This is a genomic window from Pseudomonas sp. W2-17 (assembly GCF_041060445.1).
In the GTDB taxonomy this organism is placed as follows: Bacteria; Pseudomonadota; Gammaproteobacteria; order Pseudomonadales; family Pseudomonadaceae; genus Aquipseudomonas.
Genome location: NZ_JAUFNS010000001.1, coordinates 161574 through 173967 on the forward strand (window position 1 = coordinate 161574; position 12394 = coordinate 173967).

General features: G+C 58.4%; 14 protein-coding genes. 9 read left to right on the forward strand and 5 right to left on the reverse strand.

Features of this window, described 5'->3' with window-relative positions:
* Positions 1–65: 65 nt before the first annotated feature.
* Positions 66–635, forward strand: a complete 570-nt coding sequence (locus QWI20_RS00830; protein ID WP_369303734.1) for a nucleotidyltransferase domain-containing protein — start codon at positions 66–68, stop codon at positions 633–635.
* Positions 636–649: 14 nt separating this feature from the next.
* On the forward strand, positions 650–1096 hold the full coding sequence (locus tag QWI20_RS00835) for a hypothetical protein (protein WP_369303735.1): 447 nt from the start codon (positions 650–652) through the stop codon (positions 1094–1096).
* Here QWI20_RS00835 and thiO read toward each other — a convergent pair.
* Positions 1066–2169, reverse strand: a complete 1104-nt coding sequence (thiO, locus tag QWI20_RS00840; protein WP_369303736.1) for a glycine oxidase ThiO — start codon at positions 2167–2169, stop codon at positions 1066–1068. The genes QWI20_RS00835 and thiO overlap by 31 nt on opposite strands.
* 191 nt (positions 2170–2360) lie before the next feature.
* Between thiO and QWI20_RS00845 the strand changes: the two genes are divergently transcribed.
* Genes QWI20_RS00845 through QWI20_RS00870 form a run of 6 tightly spaced genes read left to right on the forward strand, consistent with a single transcriptional unit; the run spans position 2361 to position 9631 of the window.
* Entirely contained in the window at positions 2361–2897 is a 537-nt protein-coding gene (locus QWI20_RS00845) for a GspH/FimT family pseudopilin (protein ID WP_369303737.1), read from the forward strand.
* Positions 2897–3442 (forward strand): type IV pilus modification protein PilV, encoded by a 546-nt coding sequence (pilV, locus tag QWI20_RS00850; protein ID WP_369303738.1) that lies wholly within the window; start codon positions 2897–2899, stop codon positions 3440–3442. Before QWI20_RS00845 ends, pilV (QWI20_RS00850) begins: the two co-directional genes overlap by 1 nt.
* The gene (locus QWI20_RS00855; RefSeq protein WP_369303739.1) at positions 3439–4239 is read left to right on the forward strand and encodes a PilW family protein; all 801 of its coding nucleotides are present in this window, start codon (positions 3439–3441) and stop codon (positions 4237–4239) included. The genes pilV (QWI20_RS00850) and QWI20_RS00855 overlap by 4 nt, the downstream gene beginning before the upstream one ends.
* Positions 4236–4820 carry a PilX N-terminal domain-containing pilus assembly protein gene (locus QWI20_RS00860; RefSeq protein WP_369303740.1) on the forward strand — a complete coding sequence of 195 codons (585 nt, stop codon included), beginning with the start codon at positions 4236–4238 and terminating at the stop codon, positions 4818–4820. The genes QWI20_RS00855 and QWI20_RS00860 overlap by 4 nt, the downstream gene beginning before the upstream one ends.
* Positions 4821–4844: 24 nt before the next feature.
* Entirely contained in the window at positions 4845–9206 is a 4362-nt protein-coding gene (locus tag QWI20_RS00865; RefSeq protein ID WP_369303742.1) for a pilus assembly protein, read from the forward strand.
* A gap of 11 nt (positions 9207–9217) precedes the next feature.
* Positions 9218–9631 (forward strand): type IV pilin protein, encoded by a 414-nt coding sequence (locus tag QWI20_RS00870; protein ID WP_369303743.1) that lies wholly within the window; start codon positions 9218–9220, stop codon positions 9629–9631.
* Between the two features lie 3 nt (positions 9632–9634).
* Here the strand turns inward: QWI20_RS00870 and QWI20_RS00875 are convergent, their stop codons facing one another.
* Genes QWI20_RS00875 through pilV (QWI20_RS00890) form a run of 4 tightly spaced genes read right to left on the reverse strand, consistent with a single transcriptional unit; the run spans position 9635 to position 11688 of the window.
* On the reverse strand, positions 9635–10057 hold the full coding sequence (locus tag QWI20_RS00875) for a type IV pilin protein (protein ID WP_369303745.1): 423 nt from the start codon (positions 10055–10057) through the stop codon (positions 9635–9637).
* Positions 10054–10545, reverse strand: a complete 492-nt coding sequence (locus tag QWI20_RS00880; RefSeq protein WP_369303746.1) for a PilX N-terminal domain-containing pilus assembly protein — start codon at positions 10543–10545, stop codon at positions 10054–10056. Before QWI20_RS00880 ends, QWI20_RS00875 begins: the two co-directional genes overlap by 4 nt.
* Positions 10546–10549: 4 nt before the next feature.
* Positions 10550–11251: a PilW family protein gene (locus tag QWI20_RS00885; protein WP_369303747.1), complete on the reverse strand. Its 702-nt coding sequence runs from the start codon at positions 11249–11251 to the stop codon at positions 10550–10552.
* Complete coding sequence (gene pilV, locus QWI20_RS00890; protein ID WP_369303748.1) at positions 11248–11688, reverse strand: type IV pilus modification protein PilV; 441 nt, start codon at positions 11686–11688, stop codon at positions 11248–11250. Before pilV (QWI20_RS00890) ends, QWI20_RS00885 begins: the two co-directional genes overlap by 4 nt.
* Before the next feature lie 183 nt (positions 11689–11871).
* On the opposite strand from pilV (QWI20_RS00890), the gene QWI20_RS00895 reads away from it, so the two are divergent.
* Positions 11872–12375, forward strand: coding sequence for a GspH/FimT family pseudopilin (locus QWI20_RS00895; RefSeq protein WP_369303749.1), 504 nt, complete (start codon positions 11872–11874; stop codon positions 12373–12375).
* Positions 12376–12394 lie beyond the last annotated feature (19 nt).

Consider the following 12394-nt stretch of genomic DNA (forward strand, 5'->3'; position numbering starts at 1 on the left):
ACGCTTGATAAGTCCCAAAAAGGGACCTATCGTTCCCTTTTTGGGACTTATCCAGACAAATCCCTATGAACATCGGCGATGCGCTCTTCACCACGACTCAGCAACGAGTGCTGGGCCTGCTCTTCGGCAATCCGGAGCGGAGTTTCTATACCAACGAAATCAGTCGCTGGGCCCAGGTCGGCAAAGGCAGCACAACTCGTGAGCTGGAGAAATTGCACTCAGCAGGTTTGCTGACCGCAACCCGCCAAGGCAACCAAATCCATTATCAGGCGAATCCTGAAAGTCCGGTGTACCCCGAACTGGTTGGCCTTGTGCGCAAAACATTCGGCATCGCCGATCACCTCCGAGTGGAGTTGTTGCCTTTCGCAGACCAGATTCAGCGAGCGTTTATTTACGGCTCGGTTGCGAAAGGGACCGCAAACACATCCAGCGACATAGATCTGATGCTGATCGGTGAAGGCGTCAGCTACAGCGAAGTGATGGAGCGTATGATCCCGCTCGAAGAGATGCTGGGCAGACCCATCAACCCGACGCTCTACACGCCGTCGGACTGGAAAGCGAAGCTCGCCACCGGCAACAGCTTTGTGACCCGAGTGGCAGAGCAGGAAAAGATCGACATCATCGGAAGCGATTAGGGAGAACCCACGGAATGGGCAACGAGCCTTTGGCGAACTTGGTACGTACCGGCGGATTGAAAGCCGAGCCTGCTGACAAGAACGAATGTATCGGACTGGTCCGCTCGGCGCTTGATAGGCTGTTGGACGCTCATAATTCCGCGCTTTCATACGCCAGCCGTTTTGATCTGGCCTATAACGCTGCACACGCACTGGCGCTGGCGGCAATGCGCCTGAAAGGATACCGGTCAGACCGCCGCTATCTCCTGTTTCAGTGCCTTCCACACACGCTGAATCTGGATAAAGTGCGGGTAAGGCTCTTTGCGCTTTGCCACGAGCGCAGAAACCTCGCTGAATACGAAGGCTACATGGATATCGATGACGCGCTGCTCGCGGAGCTACTCACGAGTACCGAAGCACTTCGAGGCCTACTGGCGTCGGAGATGGCCGCTCATGGTTTCAGTCTCCCCTCTGGCGCATAAGGCGCCGCATCAATAATCGGCCTTTCCCCCACCAGCAAATCCGTCAGCAACTGACACGAAGCCGGCGCCAGCACTAGGCCGTTGCGGTAGTGGCCGCAGTTGAGCCACAAGCCTTGATGATTTGGCACCGGACCGATGAAAGGAATGCCATCCGGCGATCCCGGCCGCAGCCCTGCCCAGTGCCCGACCACCTGCGCGTCCGCCAGCGCGGGGATTAGTTCGATCGCCGAGGCTTTCAGGCTTTCCAGAGCATTTTCAGTGGGTGTCTTATCAAAACCTTCGTGTTCGAGCGTGCTGCCGATGAGGATATGCCCGTCGCGCCGAGGGATGGCGTAACGGCCCTTGGCGAGGATCATGCTCGGGAGAAAGTCGGCGGCGCACTTGTAGAGAATCATCTGCCCTTTGACCGGCTCAACGGGCAGCGCAAGGCCAAGTTTGCCGAGCAGATCGCCGCTCCACGCACCCGCCGCCAGCACCACGCTGTCGCCGAGCACATCGCCCTCCTCCGTCGTAACGCCCAGCACGCGATCACCTTCGCGCACAAAGTCGATGACCTGGCAGTGCTCGCGAATCACCACATTGGGCAGCGCCAGCAGTGCCGCTTTGAGCGACTTGACCAGGCGCGGGTTGCGCACGTTGGCGACGTCGGCCATGTGCACCGCTCTCGAATAACCGCCGCCCATGACCGGCACGGCATCGTAGACCGCAGAAATGTCCACTGAGGTCAGCGGACGATTCATACGCGCAGCCCACTCGAGCGCCTCTGCTTCGTCGTCGAGGTCCAGCCAGTAAAGGCCGGTCTTGTGCACTTGCGGATCGATGCCGGTCATTGCCAGCAAGCGCTCGGCGAGCTGTGGGTAAAAATCTTGGGACCAGTGCGAGAGTGCCGTTACCGCCGGGCTATAGCGCCATGGGTAGAGCGGCGACACGATGCCGCCGCCGGCCCATGAGGATTCCTGGCCGACTTCAGAGCGATCGAGCAGCGTTACGCTTCGGACTTTGGAGGCGAGGTTGAAGGCGGTCAGGAGGCCGATGACGCCTCCGCCGATGATAATGATGTGTTGCCTGGACATGCTGAACCCAACCACCCACGGATAATATGCGCCGCAGTCCGCCCGTCAGATAGCAATCAACCTGACGCGAAAGCGGCCGAAGAAATACTGTATGCCACCGGTCCGCCGAAAATTCCCGGACATCTACTACTTAGCGACTTCGGAGCTGGGTAGTATCACCATATTTCAACGCAAAAAATGGAATTTCCTTGATGGATCTCAGCTCTGGTCTAACGCGCCCGAATCCGCGTCGCAGCTGGCAATGTCCTGACAAGGGCGTGAGCGGCGGGTTTACGTTGATCGAGTTGATCGTGACCGTGGTAATCGTCGGTATTTTCGCGGCCATTGCGGTGCCGAGTTTCGTTGGCTTGATTCACCGCAGTAACGTGAGGGCCGGGGCCGATGAGCTGTATGACCTGCTGCAATACGCTCGGGGCGAAGCGGTGACTCGGAGCACGCTTGTGACGATTACGGCGCCTGGAAACAGCAGCACCAACTGGGCGGGGGCGCTCTCGGTTGCCACGAATCAGCAGACGCTTAGACAAATCGGCGCCTCGGGGCTGCAAGCCGGTATCACCGTTACAACCGCAGTGGGCAGTATTGTTTTCTCGCCGACCGGCACGTCATCTGCGACCACCTGCTTCCAGGTTTCATACGCCAATGACGCCTCCGTTACGCCGCAATTTATCTCCGTGCAGTCCAGCGGACGGGTCACACCTCCCGCCTCGACGCGCCCTGGAGGCTGCTGATGAACGGTAGCTTCCTGCGCGGTCGATCAGCGGGTTTCAGCATGATCGAAGTCCTGGTCAGCCTGCTCATCACTGTGGTGGGCGTGCTTGGCATGGTTGCCCTGCAAAGCAAGGCCATTCCCTACACTCAGGATTCTGTTCAGCGTAATACCGCGATCATGCTGGTGGACGATCTCGTCGAAATCATTCGCAGCGCACCCGCGGATTGCACCACCGCCAATTCATGCCTGAAGGCGCCGGGCGCCTCGTTTCCGGCCCCCGCCTCGGACTGCACCCCCTCACCGTCAGCGCTGTCCGAGCAAATCGGTTGCTGGGCAGCACGTGCCACCACGCTGCTGCCAGGCGCCGACACCCTTAATAGCTTCTACATCTGCAAGACACCCTCGCCAGGCGACGTATCGGCCTGCACGACCTCAAGCACAACGAACGTTGATCTGGAGATTCAGGTTGCCTGGACGGTCAAGAACGCCACGGACTGCATGACCGGCGCCAGTATCACGACGGCAGGCACCTGCACCTACCGCTTGAGGACACGCATCAAATGACAGTGAACGCCTTACCTCACCGGCAGAAAGGCCTGTCACTGATCGAGCTGATGGTCGCAATGGTCATCGGCCTATTTCTGATCCTCGGCGTGACTCAGATTTTCATCAGCAACCAGCGGACCTATCTATTCCAGCAGGCACAGATAGGCAATCAGGAAAACGGCCGGTTCACCTTGGCCATCCTGAGCCAGGAACTGCTGAAGGCAGGATATCGCAGCAGCCTGGGCGCAGTGATTCCCTCTGACAACTCCATGAATGGCTGCAATTTCCCCCAGGGTGCCTCCGTCGTAGCGCTATCCGAATCGTCCTTGTGCATTCAATATCAGGCCACCAGCAAGCTTGATGTCACCTGCCAAGGCGCCGCTCTTGCAGCGGGGGACCAGAACAATATAACCACGCCCTATTCGGCGCGGTCGGTGCCGACCACTGTGCGCCCGAAAATTGTTGAAAGGATTGATTTTGATTCTGCCAACAAGGCCATTACGTGCACCAGCGGTGCCGCGACTCAACAACTGGTGAGCGGCGTTCAGGATCTGCGCTTTGAATATGGATCGGATCCGTCGGACCCGAAAGCTGTCAGCACATTCAGCACGACCGCACCGACTGGCACCATTGCGGCGGTCCGCTACAGCGCGCTGATGCAGAGCCCCGGCAGCCCTATGATTCGTGACAGCACTACCGATATTTCACTTGCGCTGAAAGACTGGAACGGGCGCTACGGCACCAACTACAACGATACGAAAGCTATTTATCAAATCGTGCAGGGGACCATCATGGTCCGGAATCAGATGCCATGAAGAACTCAATCAAAATTCTTCAGCGCGCGCAAATGCGCGACCAGAACGGCGCCACGCTCCTGGTGGCATTGATGATGCTGCTGATCATCACGTTGCTGGCCCTTTCCAGCATGCGCGGGGTGTCGCTCGAATCCCGGATCACCGGCAACCTCAGACTGCAGAAGACCCTGACCAATGCCGCGGAAGCGGGCCTGCGAATTGGTGAACTGAGCATTAACCAATGGCAATGTACAGCGGCGGCCGGCAATACGAACAAACCCTGCATACCGACCCCAAACGCGGCTACGTTGGTGAATGGCGATTATCCCCTCGCATTCAACGCTGCCAACAGCGCCAATATCAATCTGGTCACCACCTATCAATACAATCCAGTCACCGGCAATAACGTTGAAATTGAGTGGTATGTGATCGATTTGAGGTTTCTGGATGGTCAGACGCAGAACAACTGTGGGCTTCTGGCCAGGGACTGCGGCCGTCACTACTACGAGATCACTGCTTGCGCATCCAACGTCAGGTGCTCCAGCGACGCGACCACGCAACGCGTCATTCTTCGCACGGTTTTTGCCGTTTCCGATTCCTAAGTGCCTGCCAGACAGCGAACGACCATGAATAAGCCAATCACGCTCAGCAGTTTCATCGTTGCACTGGCATGCCTGATCCTGTTGCCGCTTGGCGTGGCGCACGCTGCCGTGAGTCAGGTTCCCGCGCAACTGCCACTGTTCTTGAACAACTCCGTGCCGCCGCTGAACATGCTGGTAGTGGGCCGCGACCACAAGTTGTTCTTCCCTGCCTATAACGATGCCTCGGACCTGGACGGGGACGGTTCCATCGATATTCGTTACAAGCCCTCGATCACCTATCTGGGCTATTTCGACTCGCTTACGTGTTACACCTATAACGGCAGCTACTTCACGGCCTCCTCGAACACCACTGTTGCCAACCTGAAGAAGTGCCCCGGCAACTGGAGCGGTGATTACCTCAACTACCTGACAACCTCACGCGCCGATGCGTTACGCAAAGTGCTGTATGGCGGGTATCGCGAGGTCGATACGGCGTCCCAGACAATTCTGACGCGCGCCTATATTTCGACCGATGCTCACACGTGGGGTAAGGAATATTCCAGTCGCACCGTCGATGGGTATGACCTCTCTGACTACACCCCGTTGTCCAACCCAAGCGCCGGCAATTACACCCTGTTCGCCAATAACACCCAGAGCAGCGCTCCGCTCCTCCGGGTATTATCCAACGTGTCGAACATACGCATATTTGGGTGGGTCTCCCGCGAGGTGACCCAAGGTGGCAGCAGGGCTACCGATATCAACTTTCAGGACGTCAACGTCTCCCCTACCGATTATCAAGTTCGAGTGGAGGTGTGCAAGGCCAAATACATCGAAAGCAACTGCAAGCTTTATCCGAATGGTACCTATAAACCCACCGGTATTCTTCACGACTACGGTGAAGGCAACCAGATGTATTTCGGGCTGGTTACAGGAACTTATCAGAACAACATCCAGGGCGGCGTAGTCCGTAAAGCGATGGGCAGTTTCTCAGCGGAGATCGATGCCTCGACTGGCATATTTGGCACTCCGGACAAGAACGGCAACTACGTAAAAAGCGCCATCATCGGCACACTGGACGGGCTTAGGTTGAGCACGACCGGTTGCAATATCTACGTCACGCCGATGCCGAACGCCAACTGCCCTAACTGGGGGAATCCGCTTGGCGAAATGATGTTCGAGACGATGCGTTACTTCAGCGGCGAAACCACCCCAACTGCCAATTACAAATCTGGGAACGCAGACACGAGCGGGGGCTTGAGTCTGACGAGCGTTACCACGTGGAGTAACCCGTATTCCACAAGTCCCAATTCCGCCGCGACCCCGCCGACTTATCCAAGTTGCTCCAAGCCATTCGAGACGCTATTTAGTGACGTCACCCCCAGTTATGACTCTGATTTACCGGGTAGCACTTACACAATAAGCGCCGCGCCGGGCTCCTCTGCTGCACTCACCAATCTGGACGTAAGCAAGCTGGGCCAGACGATCTGGAACACTGATGTCGGCGGCAGCAAAAACATAAATATCGGCCAGACACTCGGCGTCAGCGACCAGGCGCCGACTGCGAAGGTTGCGTCCAGTCTGGGTAACATCAGGGGCTTGCCGGAGGAACCTACCAAAGAAGGTACGTTCAACGCAGCGGCGGTGGCTTATTACGCCAATACCAACCCGATTACTTCTTTGGGCAATCAGAAGGTCCAGACCTTTTCCATCGCACTTTCGTCGACACTGCCGCGTATTCAGATGCCCGTCGGTACGGGCTCGATCACGCTGGTCCCGTTTGGCAAAGTGGCCAGCAGCGGCATCACTGAGCAAATCACCGGGTTTTATATCGACTCGCTGTACAACATGACCGGTCAGCCCACCAACGCCAATATTAACGGCGGCCGAGCGCAGGCTGTTTTCAGGGTGGTATTCGACGACTGCGGTCAGGGTTGCGACTACGACATGGACGGCATCGTGCTCTATACCGTCGCGGTCAATGCCCTTGGCTCTCTGGATGTCACGCTGCAGACCGTTTACTCGGTATCGGGCGCCGAATCGCACATGGGCTATACCATTTCCGGCACCACCACCGACGGCATTTATCTGGAAGTGACAGGGGGGGCCGCCGGCAACCTTCACTACTCGCTGGACACGCCCGGAACGAGACTTCCCGGTGCATGCGCTACATCCACTGCGACCTGTAACAACATCGCCGACCTGCTGCCGGGACGCAAAGACCAAAACCAGGCCGTATCGCCTTCATCCCGTGGCGATACACATACCCGCAGATTCGTTGCCTCGCCAACGACCTCCATCACCAACCTGCAGGATCCATTGTGGTACGCGGCCAAGTGGGGCGGTTTCGGCGGCCCGACCAACACCAGCAGCAGCCTGCCAGTGACCGGGCAATGGGATTCTACAAAGTCGGGAACACCTAATAATTACTTTCTGGTGACCAATGCCTCGACGCTCAAGCAACAGCTCGACGCGGCCTTCAACCAGATCCTGCAAACCAACAACTCAGTGGCAACACCTGCAGTGGTCCCCGCGCTCGGCACCAGCAACGCGTCCGCAACGTATTTGAACAGCCTGAACGTCGCCACCTGGAGCGGCGACCTGATCAAGACAACCACAACGATCAATAAAACGGATGGCAGCACCAGCAGCGTGCAGAACTGGTCGGCCTCGCAGGTGGTGCCTACCTGGAGTTCGCGCAATATCCAGATGGCAGGCACGACAACCAACGGCCTCCAGAGCTTTACGTATGCCAACCTGGCTAACCGTATTTACGCCGGCATCAACTTGCAGACGACACTCACGTCCGACCAGGTGGACTTCGTGAAAGGTGACACCAGTAAGGCGACGTCCACGTATCGTCGCCGCGCATCGCTCATTGGTGACTTGGTCAACTCCTCGCCAGTGGTGGTGGACACAGCGCTCTACGATGCAACCGTCGCCGACACACTTAATGGACAGAGCGGCACTTATGCGGCGTTCAATACCACTCAGTCGACGCGCCGAGGGCAAATCTACGTAGGCGCGAATGATGGAATGTTGCACGCATTCGATACGCTGACCGGCGTCGAGAAGTTCGCCTTCATTCCCACGGCAGTGATATCCAACCTCAACGCGCTGACCAACAAGGACTACAACTCCAACTCCGCCCTGCACCGTTTCTTCGTTGACAGCACTCCGGTCGTTGCGGACGTCTACTTCGGCAGTGCCTGGCATACGATTCTGGTGGGTACGCTGGGTGCTGGTGGACGGGAAATCTTTGCGCTGGACGTCACCAATCCTGACAGCATCAGCCTGCTCTGGGAGTTCACATCACAGAACGACGTGGACCTTGGCTCGAGCTTTTCCGTTCCTGTCATCGCCAAGCTGCACTCCGGGGACTGGGGTGTCATTGTCGGCAATGGCTACAACGGCAACAACGGCACTGCGTCGCTGTTCATCCTCAACGCCGCCACCGGCGCCACGATCAGCAAGTTGACCACATCAGTCAGTGGCAACAACGGGCTGTCTTCTCCCGTGGTGCTGGACGCAAACGCCGACGGCTATGCAGATTACGTGTACGCCGGGGACCTGCTTGGCAATCTGTGGCGCTTTGACCTGATCGCAAGTTCGCTGACGGCAAACGCCACAGCGAGTAACTACAAAGTAGCGTTTGGCAACAAACCGCTCTACACCGCAACCGCGAGCGATACAGCCGGGGCCGCCGTGCAGTCCATTACCGCGCCGCCTACGGTCGTGGCCCACCCGACCGCAGCGGGAACGATCGTGTTGTTCGGAACGGGTCGCTACTTCGCGACGGCGGATAAGGCCAGCACCGACCTTCAGACCCTGTACGGCATCTGGGATAAACAAACGGTGGGCGCTGCAGCGTCGTCAACGCCGACGTTAACGCGGGGCAGCCTTCAGGCTCAGACGATTACATCTCAGGCCAACAACGTCAGTTTTGCAGGTACCAGTAACGATGTCCGCATCGTGAGCAATAACACTGTGGACTGGACCGCCAAGTCGGGCTGGTATCTCGACCTTGCCATGGGCAACACGCTGCTGGGTGAGCGGCTGGTCGACCCACTGGTCCTCAGCGGCAGTGTGGTGTTTGCATCGACGAGAACGCCTGTCACCGACGTCTGCAGCCCAGGCGTTACAGGATGGCTATACGGCCTTGACCCGACCACGGGAGGCCGTACGACCTTTACTGTATTCAACCTCCGCCGAAACGGCACCATCTCAAGCGCTGACAACTATAACGACACGGTCGTCAGCGGTATGAGCATCAGTGCCGGGGGCGTAGACGTCGGCAGCATCGGCGGTCAGAAGTACGCGACTGATTCGAGCGGCGAGACTACCGCCGTCAACACCGGAACCGCCTTCAATGGCCGCCAGAACTGGCGTGTTATTCCATTTACTCAATGAGGCTGTATTCAATGCATTTTTCAACCCGCTCCCAACGCGGCTTCACGCTGATCGAACTGATGATTACTGTTGCCATCGTCGCGATTCTGGCGGCAATCGCTTACCCGGCGTACACCAAGTACGTTCAGCGCGGATATCGATCAGAAGGCATTGCGATGCTCAATGACGCCGTGGCGCGAATGGAGCGGTACTACGCTCAAAACAATAACTATTCAGCCAGTCTTGCGGCTTTGGGTATTACCAGCACGCCGCCGCTCTCACAAACTGGCAAATACCAGCTTAGCCTGGCTGCGACGCCGACCACGTATACGTTTACAGCCGCACCGCTGGGGCCGCAAATGCAAGATGTATGCGGATCGTTAGCTATTGACCAACTCGGGAACAAGACCCCAACCTCAGTTGCCGGCACCGACTGCTTTAAATAAACATTATCGCCCCCAACACCCCGCCACACTGGCAGCCCCCGACATTCCGAGATTGTCGCGCCTGCCGGTGTTTTCCAGTACAAAGCTGCCGCAGGCATCCCCTCCCATCACCCCGCCGCCAATCGGCGACGCGGTCAGCGTAAACACCCGCTCTTTCCGCTCTGCCCCTATCCGATAGAACGCATTCCCCACCAACACCTCATGACTAAACGCCGGCGGCCCGCTGACGTCCGAGTATTGCCCTGCCCGTGAATGAAACCGCTCCAGCTTCTGCGCTTCTTCAACCAGCACACCAGCGATCTCGGAGCGGCGGGTTTTCCGGGTGTATTCGCTGTATTGCGGGTACGCGACGGCGGCGAGTATCGCGACGATGGCGATGGCAATCAGCAATTCGATCAGGGTGAAACCGGCGCGGTTTCTGTTCATTGCCGCTGCCGCCACATGACGCGACGCTCCTGGGTGTGGATGCTTTCGAGCACGGTGCGTGAGTCGCCCTCGATGCCAATGGCCGTCACGCGGTACAAGTTCCAGAGCTGACCGTCTGCGCCTCCAGCCGGCTGGTCGGTTCGGCCGACATGCTGAACGCCATAGAAACCACCCCGTGTTGCGAACCAATCCACGCCCGAGGACCCGCCCCCTGCGCTACTGGAAAGGGTCAACGCTTCAGGCGGTGGCAAACATTTCGCTGGCGACGAACAGGCCGGCAGGGAAAAACCCGGTGCCACGATTTTCGCTTCCGCAATGCGCAGCGCTGTCTCCGCCGACTGAAACGATGCATCGCGCCGCTTGAGCGTGCCGGCCACTTTTTCCTGGAGCGTGGCGTTCTGCATCGACGATGTGGCCAACAGGGTCAGCAGCAACAGGAACACCAGGCTGACGATCAACACCGCACCACGTTGTGCATTCACGTTCATGCACTTACCCCAGTCGATTACGGATGGCAGCGACAACATCAAGGGTCTGTTCCTGGGCCCGGTCTGCGGGGTCGAACAGGGTGAGGGTCAGCCGTACGCTGCGGATCAGCGAGGGATCGGCAGTGACGGCGTACTGCGAGATGGAGCGGTCATTGATCGATCCGGCGACGCCGAACAACACGCTGAACGCGCGAACGTTACTGACCAGAGGCTGGCCGTTCAGCGACAGCTCATTGCGTGCTTTGTTGAAGCGATAGACCTGCCGGTGTATGGGCATGGCGGTCTCATCCACGGCAAGTCGAGGCGCCCGGCCGTTGGAGTACGCGGTGGCGGACGACACGCAGTCAGTGTGAATGACCCAGGTCGACCAGCCGCCGCCCTCCGCGGTTCCGGCCGTGGCGAGGGTCAGCGTCTGAGAACTGGCGTCCCAGTGGATCGGCTCTTCAAACGCCTTGGAAAAGCCATTGCCGGCGCTGGTGTCATCGACTTTCCCCAGGCAGCCGAACATCCCCACCAGCCGCACTTCCTGGACCATTTTGCTGAGCACGAATCGTGCGTCTTCCTGCAGGCTGGCGGACGATGTCTGACTGGCATAGCTGCTCTTTGAACTGATGAATATCTGCGCCAAAGCCAGCGACATCACCAACCCCAGGACCAGCGCCAACATGACTTCGACGAGGCCAAATCCCCTCTCCAGAGTCTTCATGGCCGTGCGCCCCGCTCAGCAGAAACATCGGCAGTCAGCGTAAGCGTTTGCTGTTGCGCGGCCTCCTGCCTGGCACGGGAATCGTCCCACTTCAACGTAAGGGTCACGCTCGATCCCGCTACCGCAATCGATGCCTCGGCGTCGTCGCCGACCGCGCGTTTCAACTGCGTCGCGAAGTCGTAAAGGTCTTGCTGGCGAGGGACGGCGAGACTGCCGGAACTTGGTGCCTGACTCAGCGAAGCCAGCGTGTAACTGGCGCCGGGATTGGCGCGGATGCGCTCGAACAGGTCATGGGCGATAAAGCTGACGTGCATGCTGCGCATCGAGCTGTCAGTATATTTCAGGGCGTTGAGCTGCAACATCGCCACGCCCAATATGCCGACACTGAAGATCAGCAACGCGACCAACACCTCGATCAATGTCATCCCTGATTGCATCGTCTTCCCTCGCATCGTCCACCTCTGCCATCCGCTGTGCAGCCACCAGTGAAGCCGATGCGCGGCGGTTTGCCCGGAGGATGTGTAACGGCGGCTTGCGGACATACCGGCTGACAATCGACCCAGTTGTCAGGGCGGCTGAGCGGGTGTTTGCTTGAGCGCCGCACTCAAAGGAAGACGCTCGTGAAACAGCAAGGATTGACGCTGATTGAACTGCTGGCAGGGTTGGTGATTGTCGGCATCGTCGCCACGCTGGCGATTCCCGCCTTCGGGCAAATGATCGATTCTCAACGACGTCAGGACACGGCTCAGCAACTGGCCAGCGGGCTACGAATGGCTCGCACGGAGGCGATTCTGCGCAGTCAGCCGGTGGTGATGCAGGCGCTGGACAACGACTGGAGCCGAGGCTGGAATGTGTTCGTTGACAGCAACCGCAACCAGTTCAGGGACGAGGGCGAGCTTTCACTGGCCGAATTCGTCAGCCACCGAAATGTCAGGGTCGTCGGCAACAGCAAAGTGGCTGCGCGGATAGGTTTTGATAACACGGGGCGGCTGCTGAACAACGCCAACGGGACGCTGGCGGTGTGTCTAAAAGACTCACCCGTCAGTCAATATCAATTGGCGATTGCGGTGACCGGCAGGGTCACGCTGCGATCCGAAGGTTTCGGCAGCGAGCCCTGCGCATGATGCGGTGACAGGATGACCG